At 49.9% G+C, this 20,750-nt stretch carries 10 protein-coding genes and 2 pseudogenes; 7 read left to right on the forward strand and 5 right to left on the reverse strand.

Annotated elements, in window-relative coordinates; translation table 11 throughout:
* Nucleotides 1-197: 197 nt before the first annotated feature.
* The gene (locus OB236_RS33825; protein WP_076237984.1) at nt 198-1,394 is read left to right on the forward strand and encodes an EAL domain-containing protein; all 1,197 of its coding nucleotides are present in this window, start codon (nt 198-200) and stop codon (nt 1,392-1,394) included.
* Here the strand turns inward: OB236_RS33825 and OB236_RS40350 are convergent.
* Together OB236_RS40350 and OB236_RS33830 are read right to left on the reverse strand one after the other, a co-directional pair.
* Nucleotides 1,390-1,553 (reverse strand): annotated as a pseudogene (locus tag OB236_RS40350) (IS1634 family transposase); the annotation flags it as partial. The gene OB236_RS33825 and the pseudogene OB236_RS40350 overlap by 5 nt on opposite strands.
* A 238-nt stretch (nt 1,554-1,791) precedes the next feature.
* Nucleotides 1,792-8,439 (reverse strand): S-layer homology domain-containing protein, encoded by a 6,648-nt coding sequence (locus OB236_RS33830; protein ID WP_262687989.1) that lies wholly within the window; start codon nt 8,437-8,439, stop codon nt 1,792-1,794.
* Between the two features lie 221 nt (nt 8,440-8,660).
* On the opposite strand from OB236_RS33830, the gene OB236_RS33835 reads away from it, so the two are divergent.
* Complete coding sequence (locus OB236_RS33835) at nt 8,661-9,806, forward strand: response regulator (RefSeq protein ID WP_262687990.1); 1,146 nt, start codon at nt 8,661-8,663, stop codon at nt 9,804-9,806.
* A gap of 250 nt (nt 9,807-10,056) precedes the next feature.
* Nucleotides 10,057-10,278 (forward strand): annotated as a pseudogene (locus tag OB236_RS33840) (IS66 family transposase); the annotation flags it as partial.
* A gap of 85 nt (nt 10,279-10,363) precedes the next feature.
* On the opposite strand, the gene OB236_RS33845 reads toward OB236_RS33840, so the two are convergent.
* Nucleotides 10,364-13,468 (reverse strand): DEAD/DEAH box helicase, encoded by a 3,105-nt coding sequence (locus OB236_RS33845; protein WP_317259408.1) that lies wholly within the window; start codon nt 13,466-13,468, stop codon nt 10,364-10,366.
* Nucleotides 13,465-15,090, reverse strand: a complete 1,626-nt coding sequence (locus OB236_RS33850) for an SWIM zinc finger family protein (protein WP_262687992.1) — start codon at nt 15,088-15,090, stop codon at nt 13,465-13,467. The genes OB236_RS33845 and OB236_RS33850 overlap by 4 nt, the downstream gene beginning before the upstream one ends.
* Before the next feature lie 157 nt (nt 15,091-15,247).
* On the opposite strand from OB236_RS33850, the gene OB236_RS33855 reads away from it, so the two are divergent.
* Together OB236_RS33855 and OB236_RS33860 are read left to right on the forward strand one after the other, a co-directional pair.
* Nucleotides 15,248-15,541: a hypothetical protein gene (locus OB236_RS33855; RefSeq protein ID WP_262687993.1), complete on the forward strand. Its 294-nt coding sequence runs from the start codon at nt 15,248-15,250 to the stop codon at nt 15,539-15,541.
* A gap of 14 nt (nt 15,542-15,555) precedes the next feature.
* A complete protein-coding gene (locus OB236_RS33860) occupies nt 15,556-15,867 on the forward strand; it encodes a 4a-hydroxytetrahydrobiopterin dehydratase (protein ID WP_262687994.1) in 312 nt (103 codons plus the stop codon).
* A gap of 45 nt (nt 15,868-15,912) precedes the next feature.
* Here OB236_RS33860 and OB236_RS33865 read toward each other — a convergent pair whose 3' ends face one another.
* Nucleotides 15,913-16,410 carry a GNAT family N-acetyltransferase gene (locus tag OB236_RS33865; RefSeq protein WP_262687995.1) on the reverse strand — a complete coding sequence of 166 codons (498 nt, stop codon included), beginning with the start codon at nt 16,408-16,410 and terminating at the stop codon, nt 15,913-15,915.
* A 190-nt stretch (nt 16,411-16,600) separates the two neighbouring features.
* Here OB236_RS33865 and OB236_RS33870 point away from each other — a divergent pair, with 190 nt between their 5' ends.
* Together OB236_RS33870 and OB236_RS33875 are read left to right on the forward strand one after the other, a co-directional pair.
* The gene (locus tag OB236_RS33870) at nt 16,601-17,437 is read left to right on the forward strand and encodes a sulfurtransferase (protein WP_262687996.1); all 837 of its coding nucleotides are present in this window, start codon (nt 16,601-16,603) and stop codon (nt 17,435-17,437) included.
* Between the two features lie 209 nt (nt 17,438-17,646).
* A complete protein-coding gene (locus OB236_RS33875) occupies nt 17,647-20,748 on the forward strand; it encodes a hybrid sensor histidine kinase/response regulator (RefSeq protein ID WP_262687998.1) in 3,102 nt (1,033 codons plus the stop codon).
* Nucleotides 20,749-20,750: the final 2 nt, after the last annotated feature.

Genomic DNA, 20,750 nt, shown 5'->3' on the forward strand with positions numbered 1-20,750 from the left:
GCAGCAATCCAATCGCATAGAAACTTGATAAAAGCCGCCCAGACGAATTGGTCCCGGGCGGTTTATTGATAGCCATAGACTCATGCATCCCCAATATCAATAAAGAATTGCCACTTTATCCAATCTGCCTTACAATAGCTTTATAATGATGTCAGGAATGGTATCATTTAACTAACGCATGAGGCAGCAGGAGGTGAATGGCGTTGCTGCAAACCAATTCCTTTTTATTAGAAGAACATGAACTGAGACCTTTTTTTCAGCCCATTCTTTCCCTGCAAACCAGAAAAATTATAGGCTACGAGGCGCTTGGGCGTAGAGTTCAAGCTGGCCAAGTACATAGCTTAGGCCCTTTTTTTCAAAACCCGGATATCGATGAAGAAACCCATTTACGGGTAGATCGGATGCTGCGGGAAAAAGCGATATCGACATTAGCGCAATCGGAAGGGGAATCTTTGTTATTTATCAATTTGAAGCCATCCTGGATTTATAAAATATATAAGAAGTCAGGTATTCTTCCCACGCTGCAGTTGGTCGAAAAGTACGGCCTGGACCCATCGCGTGTGGTGATCGAGGTAACGGAGGAAGAATTTCACGGAAAGCTCGATGAGTTATCGGAAATTATTGATGTGTACCGTAAGCAGGGCTGTCGGATTGCTATTGATGATATCGGTAGCGGTTACAGCAACTATGACAGGATAGCTTCCTTTAAACCTAACATATTGAAGATCGACTTGAAGCTGTTAAAAAAAAGCGGTCTTCATGACGGATATAAAGCGTTATTAAATTCATTCTCCATTTTGTCTTCACAAATGGGTTCTTCGCTGCTTATTGAAGGTGTGGAAACGAAGCAGGATTTATACCATTCGTTAAAGGCTGGCGCCAGATACGTGCAAGGCTTTTTGTTTTCTGAAGCCCGTGCCGACTTTCAGCCTGCTGATGCTTACGAGACGCTGTTGAAGGAAGAAATACGAATCTACACGGAGAACGAAATCACGCGATATCGCGAGCTGTTTGCCGTACAGGAAAGTCTGAATGATCTGGTAAATTCGGATATGATGATTTCATCGGCAGCCGACGCGGATGCGATGATTGGGAGCTTGCTTACGAATGTGAATGACAATGTGATGCGCATTTATATATGCCGTGAGGATGGATCACAGGTGTCATCCAATTATACAAGACATGCGGAGGATGGGTGGCAGAGGGACGCGCAATTCCAGGGATCTAACTGGATTTGGCGCCCGTACTTTATTCCCAATATGATGCGGATGAACAGCCAACGTCAAGGCATGCTGTCCCAGGTATATACCGATCTGGATACTGCGAGACTGATGCAAACCTTTTCTTGTCCTGTCGGGGATACTCATTATATTTTTCTGGATCTCAATGTGTAGCCAAGCGCTTGGATGGAATCCATTCGCCCGTTTGTGAATCCAGCTTGCCGATGTAAATGCGACGACTGCGTGATTGTTGCATCGTTTGGTCCCAGTAGTTCTCGGACTCATAGACGTATGTAATTCTATTTTCTTATTTTTCAGATAGATGAGCAGCATATGATCTCCCCATTCCACGTTATTATGATAACGCGGAATGGGGGGAATAACCATTTCCGACCCTCGTAACATAAACAACAGCCCTTAATCGCTCCTACTGGAACGACCAAGGGCTGTTGAATCTCATTTCTCGATATCTTGCACTTCGTTAACCTCCAGGAACCGCCTTATGCGGACCCCACCTGTATGACGGTGTGAGAGGTCAGGGGCTGACGCCTCTATCTACTCGATTGTTTGTTTAGTCGATCAAGCCGGCATGCTTCAGCAATCTTTGCATCAGCGCTGCCGCTTCGGCGCGCGTCAGGTTCGCTTGCGGGTTCAGCAGCTGGCCGCTGCCGCCTTCGACGATACCTGCCGCAATCATTTGAGCGACCACTTCTTTAGCCCAGAACGAAACGTTAACTGTGTCGCCGAACGGGGCGAGCGTGGCGTCGATTTGCGCTGGAGTCATCGGCTGCAAGTTTTGAGCCAGTTTGAAGGCGCGGGAGATCATCGCGATGCCTTGCTCTCTCGTAATTTGGTCTTCACCGCGGAACAAGCCGTTTTCAAAGCCTTCGACGATGCCAAATTCGCTGGCGATCTTCACGGAGTCGTGATACCAAGCCGTTCTGGAAACGTCGCCGAAGTTAGCGGCTTCAACATTTTGATGCATCAAGCCCATACCTGCTGCGACGATCGCGGCAAACTCCGAACGGTTCACGTTGCGGTTCGGCGAGAACGTATTGTTTCCTGTGCCTTGCAGATCCAGTCTGGCTGCGATGTCGTTGACAGCGTCTTGTCCCCAATGGCCTCTTACATCATCGAAATCTTGCGGATTCCAAATGACTGAGTACGTACCGTTGCTGCGCAAATCGTTGATCATCGCGAAGTAACGGTCGTTGATCTTCGTTACAACAGTCGGAACGTGGAAGATCGTACCGTCTAGATTGACTATGACGCCAGTTGTAATCCGGTTCGGATCAATTCCTTCCGGCAATGCGATGTATCTTGGCGCATATCCGTTCAACAAGCCCGGATCAACCGTTTGTCCTTTGTGGGAGAATGTCAGATCCAGTTCAACCGGGTCAACAAGCAATTCATAGCCTTGTGCTTGTGCCGCTTTCCGTGCGCTGTCGCCGAGCGCTTGAGGTGCACGGCTAATTCCTACATTGACTTCAATTTCGGAAAGTGCCGGGTTGTTGTATTGACGCGCAATTTGAGTCAGATCCAGAGCTTTGCCCGGAACCGGATAAATCGCCAGCAAGTTGCCTACTTCCAAGATCGATCCGTTGTCGGTAACAGCTTTCACTTGATCGGCCGTCAAGCCTTTCAATGCAACATTGCCTCCATTCGGAACGATAACGGACAATGTTTCGTTGTTCGTATTCTTCAATAGTTCGTTCAGACGAGCCGGGTCTACTTGAACTATGGTTCCCGAAGCTGTTTCCGTACTGGTTGCGAATGGAGCCGCATTTCTGTTTTTCGTACCGAGGTCTGTGCCCACTTGAACAGGAGCCGATGCGCCGCCACTGCTGCTACTGCCGCTAGCCTGAAGTCTTGTTACGTTTATGGTATATTCACGCACTTCGCCTTTAGGAGCGGTTACTTTTACAATAAAGCTGTTAAGGCCAACGTTTAGCGGGTAATTTGCAGTTTTGTCTCCACTTGTGATCGTAGTGAAAGGACCACCGTTTACACTGACTTCGATTTTCGATCCCGGAGCAATCGCTACCGGCGTCCATGCCAATTCATGCTGTCCAAAAGGAACATTCATCGTATAAGCAAGTATATTCCTATCGAATGCAGGTACGAGATTGTTGGAAGACGACGGTGTCAGCGAAGTCAGTCCGGCTACAGGAACTAGCGCTTCCATAGCCGCCTCTAGTGCGGATTTCGCTGCATCTACTTCGGCTTGGGTTGCGCCCGGTTTAACCAAGATGGCATTCGCGTTATTCAGGACGATTTGCAGCGCTTGCCAGCTGGCCGGTGTGTAGACAGCCGCCGTTACGCTTGCCGCTGCCGCGGCTTTGGCGCGCAACGGAGCAAGGTCTACGAGTGCATTACGTGCCGTTGCCAACTTGGATAAAGCTTGTCCGATCTCGTTTTCGGAAGCCTGCGGAGTACGGCTCAACAGCGCCTTGCTTTCATCGAGAGCCCCGCTCAGTGCAAGCCAGCTGTCCGCCGTGTAATCGCCCGGCTTCAATGCGCCGAGGTCGATATCGTTCTGGATGGCGCTAACTGCGCTTTGCAGCTGCGGGAGTGAGCTGCTAAGTCCCGCCAACGCGGCCTCCAATGCTTCTTTCGCCGTATCGATTTCAGCTTGAGTCGCATTCGGGTTGTTCATCACATTTTCGGCACCGTCCAGCGCTTGCTGCAGCACCGCCCAGCTTGCTGGCGTATAGTCGGCTTCCTTCAATCCTTTCACTGCGGTCATTTTCGCTTGCAACGCGGTTTTATCTGCGGCCGGCACCAATGCCGCTCTTGCCGCTTCTAGCGCGGATTTCGCCGCATCGACCTCGGCTTGAGTCGCATTAGGTTTAGCCAATACGGCGCGTGCGTCGGTCAACGCTTGCTGCAGCGCTTGCCAGCTGTCTGTCGTATAATTTGCCGGCTTCAAATTCTCGCCGGTAATTTCAGCTTCTTTTGCGCGTAACTGACTCATATCGACTAATGAAACTCTTGCGGCTTCCAGCTTGGACAAGCCTTGTCCGAGCTCGTTAGCCGTCGCTTGCGGCGAGCGGGCAAGCAGCGCTCTCGCGTCATTCAATGCCCCGGTCAGAGCGTTCCAACTATCTGTCGTATAGTCGCCAGGCTTCAAGTTGCCGCGCGTAATTCCGTTTTGAATTTCATCCGCTTTCGCCTGCACCTTGTCGGCCCCGGCGGAAAGTCCTGCCCAAGCAGCTTCCAGAGCGGCCAATGCGGCATCGACTTGCGCTTGTGTAGACGCCGCATTATTCAATACCGCTTCGGCGTTATCGAGCGCATTTTGCAGGACGGCCCAACTGTCCGGTGTATAGCTGGCAGCGGTCAATCCTTTCGCTTTGGTTATATTCGTTTTCAGTGCGTCTTTATACACTTTGGCGAATGTGAAGGTGGAGCCGTTGTTCAACATGTTGCTGTTGATCGTAACTTGACCCGATCCATCCAACGTCATGTCTGTCTTAACACCGTCGATGATAAGATAGTACAGGACAGCCGGGTTTTCCGTTACCGTATCCAGCTTCAAGGTAATGTTTTTATCCTGCCATTTCGTTTTCTCGACTTTGAATACGCGGTTCAGCATCTTCAGCTCATGTCCCGGAGCTTCCTGAACCGTTCCTTCATACTTGGCTGCCGCGCCGTTATCGCTGAAGGCGAAGAAAGACATATCCGTATCGATTGTGTTCGCGTTAAGCGAATTGGCCGGCTCGATCGTATTGCCCAACGCGATTGTTACCAGCGCGTCTTTCTCTTGCGATTTGGACTGCTTTTGCAGCAAATCACTGCCGTCGTCCCGACCTATGCCGGTAATCCGTTTGCCGTAGCCGGCGTTGCTGCCGACCGTCCACATCGTATCACTGCCACCACTCGTTACGTAGTCCGTGTTCCCGTTATTAAGCGTCAGCCCGTATTTCAGTGCCAAATAACTTTCTACCTGTTGCTTTTGCAGCGCCGTATTGCTTGCCGGGAAAAGAACGATCTCGGCAATGTCGCCTTTATAATGATCCCAGTTGTTCGGGTTTCCTCCACCGAACGTACCTCCGATGACCGGTGTGAAGTTGATTTTGTTAAACGTATTCTTTCCTGTTACCGTCTGAGGCGTACCGTTCAGCCGGCCTTGTGCTGCGATTGGAGCAGCTGCGTCGAACGATGACATATAGTAGCGGGATGTGTCATTAAAGGAGAAACCTCGATAAGTGCTGTTCGCCCCGTTGCCAATATATTGTTTGCTCCCCCACTTTGTGAAGATACCGACTCCGTAACCGCCTGCAACAGGCGCCGCCGAGCCGACTATCGCACCATTTTGCTGCTTGAATACGGCGTATCCTTCCGTATATGTTATCGACTTGTCGCCGATCAGGTACTGGTTCGGATTTTGCTTTGCTGTTGCCGTGTTTTGAATGGTTATGGCCGGATTGAAGTTGACTGCGCCTGTTCGATAAGCGGGTGCGCCGTTGACGGTAAATTGATTCGTGCCCGTCTGATCGGTCCAGCCTGAAAGCTGTCCCACACCGTTATCCGTTGCGTCTTTATCCGCCTTTAACCACAAGGAAGCGCCGTTTACGCCGCCAGGAGCTTTCGTTGCAGTGACTGCTTGCGCAAACGTAAAGTAGCCGTTGTTCGGTAACGTTACGTTGTTGGCTACAAAATCGCCGCCGCTTTCTTGAACCGCAATTGCCGCAGCGGTTGCAAAGCTCTCGTCGTTGCCTGCGAGCAGTTTGATATCACTCGCCTGCGTTCCGTCTGCAAAGGCATTTTTCGCAATTTTAAGCTGAACGGCGCCGACATTGTTCGTGTTTTGTACTTTCCAAATGCGCTCAGCAGGATTCAAGGGTGTGCTGCCGGCAATCTGGATCGTCTGACCGAACGATGTCAACGATTTGCCGTTGTCGCCCCAAATTATATATTGCTTGTCCGCCGGGAACGCTGCTGCATTGGCGGAGTTGGTTGCCGCGATTGCATTCAGGCCGATCGTAACTTGCTGTCCACTGTTCGTGCTGTGGCTTTGCCGTTGGTTTAGCGCTCCGGCATCATCACGGCCAATTCCGGCGATATTGTTTTTGTACGCTGAGTTGGCTGTAGCATCCCATACGATGCTGGTGCCGTCGGATGCGATGTAACGGCTAAGCGGGCCTTGCGATTGATCGATCATGTAGCCGTATTTGAGCGCCAAGTAGGTGCTGATGCGTTGACGCTCGCTTTCGTCGAGGGCGCGGTTGTACACCAAAATATCCCCGATTGCGCCCTGCCAGCTCTCGCTCAAACTGCCTACGATTGCCCCGATTCTTGCGCTGGATCCGGTAGTATTCCATGTCGTCATCGACGAGCTGTCCAACAGCTTCATCTTGCTGTATAGACTTGCCAGATTTCCTCCCGAGTTGCCTTCCCACATTCCGAACAGCTCGTTCGGAATACCCGGGCTCCAGAAGCCATCGGCGCTTGCATAAGGCGCGCCATATCCGCTCAATGCTCCTTTGCTGCCCAACTGCATCATGCCCATCATCTGATTATAATTGCCGGTGCCCCAAGAGATCATATACTTATTGGCATCCGCCGCCGCCGTTTGCCCTACGGCGATGATCGTTCTGGGAGTCTGTCCTTGCGGCAGCTTGCTTCCATCAAGATCGAGATAACTTTTGTCGCCGTCGAACTTGGCGATCGGGTTAAAGTTCACATTGTTTGTTGCATTGTTAAAGTATAGGGGCCGGTTATCGGCTGTGTTCTGGACGCCATGGTTGTTATTGACGCTCGAATCTTTCCATTCGGCCACAGAACCGCCGTCCGCTATGGTTGCGTCAATCGTTGCGGGATCGAGCCATAACGCCAAACCGTTCGTCACTCCGCCCGGAGTTTTCGTTACAGCGGCTGCCTGCGCGAATGTGAAGTAGCTCGTTGCACTCAGCTCGTTGCTGCTAATCGTCACTTTGTTTCCGGTCAGCGCATATTTGACGCTGGTGCTGTCAAAAGTGCCACTGCTGCTGACCAGCAAATGAGTTGCGCCTGCCGGGGCCGAAGCGTCCAACTGCAAGGTGATCGGCTTGCTTGTCGTAAAGCCCGTCTTGACAGTTTGGAACACCCGATTCATTCGTTTCATATCCGTGCCTGAAACTGATGTTTGGTATGCGGTGCTGTTGCTGTCGCCGTTGTCGCCGAAGATCAGAAAATCTCCATTGTCCAGGTTGCTCAGCGCGTTTGATTGGTTAGACGCTTGAATGGCATTGCCCGCCGCAAGCGTCACAAGCGCTCCCGCATTCTGGGACACGGATTGTCTTTGGTTCAGCGTGCTTCCGGTATCCCGGCCGATGCCGGTAATACGATTTTTGTAGATGCTATTAGCAACCGAGTCCCAGACTTTTTGATTTTGGCTGTTAACATAGCTTGTTCCGCCATTATTCAAGGTAAGGCCGTACTTGAGCGCCAGATAGCTTTCGATCTGGTTCCGGTCAGCAGCGGTGCTTCCAGAAAAGACAATCACTTCCGCCAGCTCTCCGTTATAGTTCTGCCAGTTATCGGACCTTCCTCCGTCTGCAGTGCCTCCAATCTGTGGATTGAAATTGAATGGTACAAGTGCACTGCCGGTGAACGTTTTACCTTCTCCATCCAGATTCCCTATGTACGAACCGCCCGAAATGCCGAGCTCTGTCATATGAAACCGCTGGGTTGCAACGCTCCCGTTAAAGGGGAAGTTGCGGTATGTTGAATTCGTACCATTGCCAACATAGTGAGCGTTACTTTCGCTGCCAAAAACCGCCGCTCCGTAATTGGTCATCTTGTTAACTGATCCTACTATAGTTCCTTGCCCCTTGAATACCGCATATGCATCCGCATATGTAATGGTTGTGTTGCCCTTTAAATATTGCGTCAGACCAGCCGTCCTATTGCCCGTATTGGCAAACGCCACAACCGGATTAAAGTTGGCTCCCGCCGCCTTATATACCGGTCCTCCGTACGTATCGAAACTTACCGTTCCGGCTTGGTTGTCCCATCGCTCAACGCCAAGATTGGCTCCATACGTCGCAGTAGTGACACCTTCATCCGCTTTTAGCCAAAACTGGGCATTGCCGGCCCATGCAGGCAATGTAGGTCCGGGATCTGCTTCCGCTTCACGCGGCGCGACGATGCTGGAAAAACCGCCCGCTGCCATCGTGAAGACCAGCATCGCAGAGAGCCTTTTTTTCCAACTCCTCTTGATGTCTCCTAGTGCCATTCTTTACATCCTCCTGTTCCATTTAATAGCCTCACGGCATTGAACCCATTATACACAACCCTTCTAACCAAATTCTAAAACGCAGGATGGAGGATCCGCTCTGAATGCATGTAGGAGCGATTATTTATTAAATCCTATACAATTTAGAAAAGCTTGCCGATATAATACATTACAAGTAATATCGATCCAATGGACGGTCGACGGAAGGAGGCTGAGCCTGAATGAAAGTCGTGCTGGTTGACGATGAACGGTTGGCATTAATCAGGTTGGAAAAAATGTTAGGGGAGTTTCCCGATTGCGAAGTAATCGCTTCCTACTTGAATGCCAAATTAGCGATCAGCCATATTGGCGAGTTCCAGCCCGATGCTGTTTTTCTGGATATTCACATGCCGGGATTGGATGGTTTGAGGGCAACTGAACGCATACACTCGATCGCGCCAGACACAGAAATCGTCTATGTGACTGCCTATGACGAATACGCGCTTGAGGCATTCCAACTAGGTGCGGCCGACTACTTGGTAAAGCCGTTAAACCGCGAACGATTGAGCCGAACCATACTGCGTCTACGGCAGCGCATTACGGTTAAATCGAAATCCCCGAGGGACGAAAAAGTACTGTATCATTGCTTGGGACCTACGCAGGTACGCAGGCTGGACGGGAATTTGGAATTCCTGAAATGGAGGACGATCAAGGTAAAAGAGCTGTTTGCCTACATGCTGCTGCATCGGGGGAGGGTAATTAGCAAGAATGTTTTGCTGGAGCTGCTTTGGCCGGAATTGGACGAGCGCAAAGGGCTTGCCAACCTGCAGACGAGTATTAACCGGATTCGCACGATATGGAAGGATACAGTCGGAGAAGGCTTTATCTCGATCCGATATGCCCAGAACGGATATGTACTTGAGGTGAACCAACTGCAAATCGATGCGGAACAATGGGAGCAAGAGCTCCGTCAATTGAATCCTGTTTCAATCGAACATGCATCTGAGCATGAGCGATTGCTCGATATGTATGGCGGCCATTTTTATGAAGAGGAAAGTTTTGTGTGGGCGGAAGGCGAGCGCCAAAGACTCAAAGCACTATGGCTGCAGCACGCCCAGCAATTAGGAAGATTTTACCTTTCTCAGGACCTGAATATAAAGGCGCTTAGCGTTTACCATAAAATCCAAAATCAAGATCCTCTGTATGAGGATAGTTATCTCGAGCTTATGAAAATATATGCTCGACTGAATGATACGGGCTCTGTCGACAAACAGTATCAACTTATAATTCGAATGTTGGAACAAGAAGAGGAGATCGATCCCTGTCGGGACATATTGGAATGGTACACACAATGGAAACAACCGGACAAAAGTGTGTTCAACCATTAGTTGGCATATTTCAACACGAGAGCTTCTTTTTTTTGCTTAACCTATCTTGGTTTCGATGAATCGTTATATCTTAACTAATCGAATCGACTTGTCTACGTGATGGTCTTTCTTCCGGAATATATAACTAGTGCTGATTATCCTAAATAAGGGATTATATAGCATATTCAGGTTTGGGGTAGCTTTCCGTCTAATTCCCAGTTATACGCTTTGGCTAAATGTTCGTTATAATAAGCAATCCAAGAAGCCTTGTCTACACCAGCAGAAATCTCGAACGATGCCCAAAAGTCTGCTGGGGCAAGCAATCGGCTACAGCCTGAACCAGTGGAACCAACTAACCGCTTTTATGAAGGACGGTGTGCTTGAGATCGACAACAACCGCAGCGAGCGCACCATTCAGCGATTTGTCCTTGGGCGCAAAAATTGGCTTTTGGCGAATACGCCGAGTGGAGCCAAGGCTCGCGCAGCCATCTACATCTCTGTTCATCATACACCCGCCCTCATCTGACCGCTGGGTGGGGGCTATTTGACACTCACGTCTTTGAACCTCACCGGATCTTCTAACCCTCCAGCCATTCGCTGCGCAGGGAAAATAGCTCCTTCAGATCAGTAGTCGACATTTCTGTAATCCATTGCTCGCCGCTGCCGACGATTTGCTGGCTCAGCTCCTGCTTTTTCTCAATCATTTCATCGATTCGTTCTTCGAGAGTGCCGAGGGTGACGAATTTATGCACCTGCACATGACGGGTTTGGCCGATTCGGAAAGCCCGATCCGTCGCCTGGTTCTCAACAGCTGGATTCCACCAGCGGTCAAAATGAAACACATGATTCGCAGCAGTCAAATTCAGTCCGGTACCACCTGCCTTCAGTGATAACAAGAAAATGCCCGGCTGCGCCTTCACCTCTTGTACATCACCTTGAAATTCGGCAATCATCCGGTCTCTGCCCGCTTTGGGCGTACCGCCATGAAGAAAAATGACAGGCTCCCCAAGCTCCTGCTCCAGTATACGTTGAAGCAGATGCCCTGTTTCCACGAACTGTGTAAAGATGAGGCATTTATCTCCCTCTTGACGCAGCTCCTGTACCATTTCGAGCAGACGCTCTACCTTATTGGAGCGCTGCTGCCAAGGTGAATTGGCTGCCTCTTTCAGCATGAGCGAGGGATGGTTGCAAATTTGCTTCAGCTTCGTCAAGGCCGCCAAAATTAATCCTCTTCGTTCCATCGCCGTTAAGCGGTCCAGTCTTTCAAACATATCCTTAATATAGTTCTCGTACAATATGCCTTGCTCCGAGGTAAGGGCAACGAAGGTTTTGTATTCGTTCTTGTCTGGTAAATCGAGCTGAATCGCCGGATCCTTCTTCACTCTGCGCAGCAGGAAGGGACGAATTAACCGCTGCACCTTTTCTACCAGCTCGGGATCATTCGATTTTTCAATCGTATTGACGTACCGCTGTGTGAAATCCCGAAGCGAACCGAGATAACCTGGATTCAGGAAGTCGAATATCGACCAGAGCTCGGTTAAACGATTTTCGATAGGTGTCCCCGTCATGGCGATCCGATGACGACCTTTTAGAGAACGGATAGAAGTCGCTTGTTTGGTGTAGGCATTTTTAATATTTTGCGCTTCGTCCAGGCAGATCGAATTCCATTCGAACTGTGTCAGCTCGGACTCATCCAGATGAGACAACGTGTAGGTGGTCAGCACGAGATGATGGCCTTCGCAGGCAGCTTTAAACGCCATCCCTTTGGCCCGATTTGGACCGTAATGGAGATGGATTTTCAGCTTGGGTGCGAACCGCTGCAGCTCCTTTTGCCAATTGCCCAGTACAGATGTCGGACAGATGAGTAAGGAAGGCGTACGCTCGGATGCCGTATCGTCCGGGTTAACCACTGTCGAAGTGTTATCGTTATTAGGATCTAACTCTTCCATGTTGAGTAAATAAGTAATCATCTGGATCGTCTTCCCGAGTCCCATATCGTCGGCCAGACAGCCGCCGAGTCCGATTTGGCGTAGGAAAAGCAGCCAGGACATGCCTTCTAGCTGGTAAGGACGTAGGGTCCCTTGAAACGAGGCTGGAGGTTCAATCAACGGCGGTCGTTTCGTGTGGTTGAGAAGCTGTGCCATTTCCTCCAGCTGCTCGTTCAGCTCAACCTCCATTTGCAGAGATCGCTGCAGCCCCAAATCTTCTTCACCTGCGGAGGAGCCGAGCAAATGCAGCTCCAGTACATCACGCAGCGTAAGGCCTTGCTTCTTGTGCACCTGCTTCATTACCTGCTCCAGCTGAGCAAGATGCGCCGGGTCCAATTGGACCCATTGGCCACGAATTTGCACCAGTCTGCGCTTCTCAGCCAGCAGCTCGCGGAATTCCTCCTCGGTTAGCTCGATGTCGCCAAGGGCAATTTTCCAGTCGAACTGCATCAGCTGCTGCAGCCCAAACATCGCTTGCGGTGCTGTACCGACGGAAGATTTGATTTTGGCTTTAAGGCGCGGTCGAAAACGACGAATACGTTCCCACCAAGCAGGCAGAAAGACAGAATAACCAGCCTCCATCAGCCGCAGACTCCCCTTGGTCATCAGCTCCCAGGCTTCATCGGACGAGAGCTCGGTGCGTATGGCGCTGGCTGATTCGTCTTGCTGCTGAAGCACGGGGACGATGCGCTGCCATTTGGCCAGGTCTCTTGCGGCTCTTGCCAGATGAGGCTGCCAAGCCTCGGGCAGCAGGTCAAGTGTCGGTGGGAGTGCAGGCTGAACGGAATCAGCGACATGATCAGGTACAAGGCTATGATCCGTTGAACCGTTGGCAGTATCTGTATCAGAGCTTATAGTTGAGCTTGGTGCTAAACTTGCTGTTATGCTCTCGGAGCCATTCCCGCTCCCGGTCGTCTCTTTGTCTTCGACACTAACCCGACTGCTCAGGTGGACGTCATCCAAATTGGCTAAAGCCGTAGCATCGATTTCGTGCAGCAGATCTTTATTGGAGCGATCCTGCAAAATAACATGGACAGGCCAAGCGCCCTGACCATGAGTCGGCTCGCTCAGCTGCAGACAAGTGCGAAAAGGAGTGCCGTCCGTCTGCCAGCCGATCGAGAAGAGCCAGTCCTCCTCATCCATCCACATGTCGGAAGGCAGCTTGCCACGCAGCATCAGCGGATAATTCTGCTCCAGCTGTAGAATGCTTTGGCGCAGAGCACCGTCCTCCAATCCCCATTCGGGGATAAGCTGATCAATCCATACAGAAGCAAGCGGTGTTAACGCGGCTGCGGCTATCGTGTCCGGAAGATCCAGCTTCCAGCTCAGCTCCCCAGCTTTCCATTTGGTGAAATCCGGCATACAGCGGCCTTGGACCAGCGCCTCCTTCACATGAGGGGCCAGACGCATAAGCTCGCGCAGATCCCGGTTCCATTCCAGCTTCGTATGGGAGACGGCGCTTGGACTGCAGAAGTAGTCGAGCGCCGTCAGAGCAGGCAGATGCAGCCCCTCCATGTTCATAAACTCGGTGATTTCGATAAATGTTCCATAAAAGGAGGGCTGATGCCATGCGAAGAGCAGATGCTTCAAGTCGTAAGCGTCACAAATACCGCCATTGGGGCGCGCACCATACAAGAAGAAACCGGCGGGCGTCATGGGGCGGATATGAATGGTGATCGCAGAAGGTTCTATCATGGAATCCACTTCCCTTTCCGAAGCTCTTCTTGCAATGCGCGTAGACGGGAATATCGCGTAGAGAGCAGATATATATATTCATCCCAGATCTGGGGCTTACCGAGCTTCGTATAGTACGCTTGAAGTTTTTTTAAATATTTCATCGCGAGCTTATAGGAATTCCGGTTTTTCTCGGCAATGCAGCGTTCTACTGCCTGATGGTACAGAGGCAGCAGCAGTGAGGGGTTCTTCGCCTCCACCAGCTTCAAATCCGCAGAGTACAGGTCGATAGGGGAGACGCGATTGGAAATTTGCAGATCGACCCATGACCTGAAGCGCTCAGATTTCATTAAATAGGAGGTGTAAAAATAATAGGTTCGCGGCAGCAGAGCAACCATAACCTCAACCCATTCATTGTCATCGGGCTGGCGACTGACGGCTTCCATCCAATACGTGCAAAATATGCGCAATTCCTCCTGCTGCGCCCGCTGGATCGTTGGCAGCAGCCAGCGAAGCCAATCAAGCATGCGCTCCCATTGCTGTTCCTCATAAAATCGGTGTAAATACAAGAAAAAATCGCGTGCCTCTTTTTTGGCCAGCGGTAACAGCAGAGCTCTGGCTTCTTCATCACGCTGCTCCATCACCTGGAAATGCGCCAAAGCCATCAAAATGGAATCACGATTGCTGGGTTCGTTTTTCCCGGTCTGGTTGGTAGCAGACGCTTTGGTAGCCAACTGCTCCAGCCTCTTGCGTTCCTTGGTCAGCCGCTTCGGCTGTCCTTCAAGCTTCCACCATAGGCTGCGGTATACGACAAGCCACTGCATGGGCGAAGAGCTGCCATTCAGCGCAAGCTCACCGAGCAGAACCAGAGTTTCATCGAGTGCCTCCGGATAACCACTTGCTATTTGCTTGCAGTCCATCTGAGGCAGCAGCAAATCGAGCTGCTCCTGACAAAGCTTGGCGATGATCTTGCTGCCGGAATCCATATATGAGGCCAGATAGGAGGCTTTGGAATCGGATATAAATTGTTCGACCTTACGCATCACAAATAACAGGACGTGCAGCTCGAATAATTGCCGTATGGAAGTCTCCCATTTGCTTGCAATGGGTCGCAAAGAGTCCTGGGCAGCATGATAAAACAATTCAATTGAATTTTGCTGAGATAACGAATATCCGTAAAATTGCTGGTCAAAGAAACGCTGCCACTGAACGGGCAATTGGTCCGCTTGCGGGGTCTCCAGTCGATCGGCCTTTTTCTCAGCCTTTGTGGAACCAGTGGCTGCCCGCGTCTGCTGCTGACGGCTTTTAACCAGAATCGCCTGTTTAAGCTGCTGCAGCAGGATCTCAGGTCTGGCATATGGCGCATAAAGCGCAAAAATAACCGCTGCCTTATGCTGACAGTATTTCCCTTTGGGGCAGGTGCAGGAGCTTTTGGCAAATTGTTCAAGATCCAGAATGACTTCATATAGCTCGGCACCATGGGCTTGAGCATGTATCTCCATACCGTGACGCAGCTCAATGTCCTTCACTCGCCCTTTGTGTACGTACTGCCATCCGCGCTCCAGAGCCGACAGTTCGAAGTCCTGCTGCATCCGTTCTATTAAATAATTCAGTCGGTTTTTTGGAATTTGCAGCTTCAACATAAGAAACGTTCCGCCTCCGAACTTTTTGTCTATCCTTACAGTGTAACAGATTTTGAAACGAAATGCTTAATTTGGATATTTGCATGAAGAGCTTTTTTCGGGTTAAAATGTTTAGTAAGTATTTCCATGTGGTTGTGAACCTGAAGGAGTGGTAGAGGTGGGCATTAAATTTGGCCGTGAATACCCGGATATCATTAGTGATTTTACAGAGGCGCTGCTTAGCATCGACGAATGCTACAGTTTTTTGGAGATGACAGCAGGGGAATGGGAAGAGCTCGAGCCTGAAGAGCAGCGGGCATGTATTCAAACCTTGGCCGACGATTTGTTTTATGGCCTGGGTACCGATCCCAAAATTCCCGTGGGCAGGTGCACGCTGAGTCACGATAAGGAGAAACATGTAATCGTTATCTATCACGAAGAAACGCTAATTAATGTCATTTACTTGGTGTGAGAGGGTGGAGACGAATGAACAAGCTGTCGGAGGAAGCGGTAACAGAGAGACTGGAAAAGGTGGAGGGGTGGAGCCGTGAGGATGGTAAATGGATATCCAAAAAGTATCGTTTCTCCCGATTCCTCGACGGTGTTGCATTTGTTCAGGAAGTGGCGAATATGGCCGAAAAGGAATTGAACCATCACCCTATGATCGCTATTGATTATAAGCTGGTAACACTACGTCTGACTTCATGGAATGCAGGTGGATTAACGGAGCTGGATTTTACGGCTGCAGCTAGATTCGATGCTGCCTTCGAGATGGGGACTACGGCCCAGGCAACATAACGAGCATGATCATGTGATTCAGTGCAATAGCGACCTGATATTCGCTTATGTGTTTCTTGGGTTCCATACCATACAGTAAAATAATTCCTTGCCTGTAGGTGTTGTCTTCGTATACGTATCGGTCTGTTCATAACCTGCTTGCTGATACACCCGATAAGCACGAACATTCCAGGCGAGCACTTCCAGATCAATCTCGTTGGCTGGAGTTCTTCTTCTGGCTTCGGTCGTAATGGCTTGAACAAAAGTGACGCCGTGGCCTTGTCCACATAATTCGGGACGCATGCCGAGTCCGATTCGGGTAACCCCTACTATAGGGAAAAATTGCACAAAGCCCCACATCAAGCCGCTTTTGTCCACGATGGCACTGTACTGTTCCTTACGAAGCTGTTCATCCGCAAATTCATCCTGCTGAGCAAGCATGGTCTCCCAGGAAGGCCAGTTGTACGTATGGTAAGGCATGGGATAAGACCAGGTACATATATCACGGCAATGGGCTTCGGTTAAGGGAATGAACTGAAACATGGATGCAGAATGCGCGACCATAGAGAGCCTCCTTTGATGTACCTGAGCACATCATGTTTTATCGTATAGGGTCACTCCATTTTAACCGCATTCCTGCGAGCTGTCGACTTAAGGCGTTCCGTTACTGGACCTCCATTGATTAATAGTATGGTAATATTTGACTATATAATGGTAAGATGAAGACAAAGACAAATAAAGGAAGTGTAAGAGGATGCAGCATATCGTTGCTCAGGATTGGTTGTTTGAGCATGGAACGGACGAACAGATCGTTATCGTGGATTGCCGGTTTACTCTGGGTCAACCCGAAGCGGGACGCAATGCCTATGACATCGATCATATTCCCGGAGCCGTCTATCTGGATCTGGAGCAGGATTTATCCGCTCCCAAGGGCGAGCATGGTGGCAGACACCCGCTGCCTAATTGGGAGGATTTTATGCATCGGCTCGGTGAGGTTGGTATTGACTCGGAATCGACGGTTATCGCTTATGATGATCAGGGCGGAGCGATGGCTTCCCGCTTATGGTGGATGCTGCAGGCTTTGGGACACTCGAAGGTATATGTATTGGAAGGAACCTTCTCTATGTGGAAGCAAGCAGGTTACCCGGTTACCGATGAGCCCCCGGCGATGCATGCAACGATCTATGAAGGGATGCTGCAAGAGGGATTTCTGCTTCAGATGGAGGATGTCAAGAATCGCATAGGTCGTCGGGGTACGGTGCTGGTCGATTCGCGAGAGAAACCGAGATATCTCGGTCTCGAAGAAGCGATTGATCCGGTAGCCGGACATATCCCGGGAGCGAAGTCTTACTTCTGGAAACAGGGTCTGAATGAACAGGGCGGCTGGAAGGATGCTGCTGCTCAAAAAGAACGATTCGCTGATCTTGCGTCTGCAGATGAGATAATCGTGTACTGCGGATCGGGAGTGACAGCTTGCCCTAATGTTCTGGCGCTCAAGGAAGCAGGGTTCTCTAATGTGCTGCTGTATTCGGGCTCATGGAGTGACTGGATTAGCTATGAGGGGAATCCGATAGTGACAGGAGAAGAGTAACAACTGAGGATTGCACTGAAGGCGGGCTTAGGGACTGTGGCAGGCTGCGAATTAAGCGGCCCGAAGCAGTCTTTTTTGTGTTTTCTGCAGTAAGCTTGCCTGTAAGAACCGCCGAACCGGATGCTGGCGAAGATGGGAGGTTGTATGTCGTTCTCTGGCAATCCGTGATATGATTTAAGCACATACGTGTATAAAGCGAGGGCGGCTGGATGAAGAAGTACGGGTTTGCTTTGCTAATAGGGATTATATTCATTACCCTGCTGCCGCTGTATGGGGTTATTCGCAATATGGACAGTTTCCAGAACAATCCTCAAGCCAACAAGGGCTGGATGGATTTGAGCGATTGGAACTTTGTGACTGATGGACCTGTTCAATTGACCGGTGAATGGGAATTTTATCGCAATCAGTTGTTGACCCCCGCTGATTTTATCGAATCGGCAAGTGCAGGTAAGCAAAAGCCGGTTCAAACCGAAATGGTATCTGTACCTGGGAAGTGGAATGAATATATGAAAAATGAGCAGGATGAATCGACTGCAGATGGTGCAGGTACCTATCGACTGCGTCTGGTGCTGACACACAAGGAGTCTGCCGTATACGGTATTCGGACTGTCAACATCCGTATGGCCAATCGCCTGTTTGTTAATAGTCAACTGATCGGCGCAAGCGGTATCCCGGGTTTGACGGCCGAGGAAAGCACTCCGAATAATGTGCCGTACGTCCGTTTTTTTGCTATTAATGGAAATGAGATTGAGATCGTCGTACAAGTGTCCAATTTTAGCTATTCATCGGGTGGGATGATTTATCCGCTCTTGTTTGGCGATCAACCGTCCGTATTGAAAAACCGCGAATATCATATCTTTGGGTACTTGCTTACGACAGCAGGATTTTTAATATTATCCGTATACTTTTTGCTGTTATTCCGCTTGCGTAAAAGGGAGTCTTCCCTGCTGCACCTCGGTGCGTTCTGCTTTTGGGGTCTTATGTATGTATTGACCCATGGAGAGAAGCTGATTCTGGCGGAGCTGCCCTTTATTCCTTATGAGTTGGTAATGAAGCTTCAATTGATAGCCTCCACATTCGTCTACTATTGCTTGATTTTATATACAGTCTGTTTATTTCCGAGATTCCATCAACGTGCCATAATGCCTTGGTTAAAGGTGATTGTCTCATTATTGACACTTGAGGCCATTTTTTTGCCGAGCCGCCTGTTTTCAGAGGGGGAAATTGTTTATTATGTGTTCGGCTTTATCAGTGTGGGCTATATCCTTTATTTGATGTTAAAAGGCTTGAAGCTGGGTGAGGACAATTCACTCGCTATTCTGGCAGGCTTGCAAAGCATCCTGATGATGCTGGCGATCAATTTATTCAATATTTTTGGCTCATTAGAGGATTACATATTCTTTCCTTACGAAATTCTTGTTTTTATTTTTGCACAAGCCTTGCTGCTCGCCAAACGGTTCACGAACCTATTCAACAAGGTGGAACAGCTCTCACGCAAACTGCTTACCCTGGACGACATGAAGGATGAGTTTATGGCCAGTACGTCACATGAGCTGAGAACTCCGTTGCATGGAATCGTCAATATGGCAGACTCGCTGCTCGGTGGGGTAGCGGGACCGCTGAACACTGAACAGGCCAGACATTTATCGATGATTGTTGCTACGGGCCAACGATTGAAATTCCTGATTAATGATATTCTTGATTTCAACAAGCTAAAGAACGGGCAACTGCAGATGCAGCGTCAAAAGGTAAATCTGCCTTCTGTCGTTCAATCGGTGCTGGAGGTTGTACATCATGTCAGGGACGGGAAAAACATTCGATTTGTGCAGCAGTGGCCGGATGACCTGCCGATGTTGGATACGGATGAAGACAGACTAAGGCAAATCCTCTACAACCTGCTCGGAAACGCAGTCAAGTTTACCCAGGAGGGAGAGATTCGGATTTATGCCGAGGTGGAAGACGGGGAGGTGAAAATATACGTTTCCGATACTGGAAAAGGGATTGCCAAAAATCGGTTGGACGATATTTTCAATCCATACGTCGAGCTTGCAGATGGAGACAGTCAAACATATATGGGAACCGGACTTGGTCTGCATATTACCAAAAAACTGATTGAGCTCGGTGGCGGTAAGCTTGCGGTAGAGTCAGAGCCTGGCGTGGGATCGCTGTTTTATTTTACGCTTCCCGCAGCATCGGGTAAGCCGGAAGTAGTACAAAGAATGCAGCAACAAATCGTGTTTACTGAAATATCTGCTGCTGCAGAGGTATTTGTCGAGGGAATGCAGTCAAATGAATTTGCCAACGGAACCGTATTGATCGTCGACGATGACCCTGTTAATCTGCAGGTGCTGATGAACTTGCTGACCCTGGAAAACTACCGTGTGCTTGCGGCCCATCATGGAGCTCAAGCTCTCGATATCATGAGCCGCAACCCGCAGGTCGATCTGGTTATTACGGATTGGATGATGCCGGGGTTATCCGGACTGGAGCTGTGCAAAGTGATACGTGAGCGGTACATGCTCTCTGAGCTGCCTGTGCTTATGTTAACGGCAAGGAGCCGTCCTGAGGAAATTGTCGCAGGCTTTCGTGCAGGAGTGAATGACTTTCTTACGAAGCCAGTGGATGCAGGTGAGCTTAGAGCACGTGTCCGCACCTTGCTGGAGCTGCGCCAATCCGTACGGACCTTGATTAGTACGGAGATGGCCTTTTTACAAGCACAAATCAAACCGCATTTTCTATACAATGCCCTTAATACCATTATCGCCATTTGCCGCCTTGATTCGAATAAAACGATGCAGCTGCTCCTTGAGCTGAGCCGCTATTTGCGCAGCAGCTTTGATTTTCAGAACCGTGATCAGCTGGTTCCACTTCATAAGGAGCTTGAGCTCGTCCAGGCCTATCTCTATCTGGAACAAGCCAGGTTCGAGGAACGTCTGGAGGTACAATACGATATTGTCGAACAAGGCTTCATCATGATTCCCCCGCTCTGTATCCAGCCGATAGTTGAGAATGCAGTCAGGCATGGCATTATGCAGCGCAGTGAAGGAGGTAAGGTCCAAATCACCATCCAAAGTCAGGAGACGGGGATCAAGGTGATTGTTACGGATAATGGCGTCGGAATTCCATCCGAGCAGCTGGCTGCTGTCTTATCCGACAATGGCTCCAGCGGAGTCGGACTGAAAAACATACATAAACGGCTGCTCATGCTCTACGGGAAAGGGTTGAAAATCGAGAGTGAGTGGAAGCAGGGAACAACCGTTAGCTTTGAAGTTCCGCTGCAGGGTCCTGACATCAAGGATACAGAGCTGTGAGC

Source organism: Paenibacillus baimaensis, from assembly GCF_025567575.1.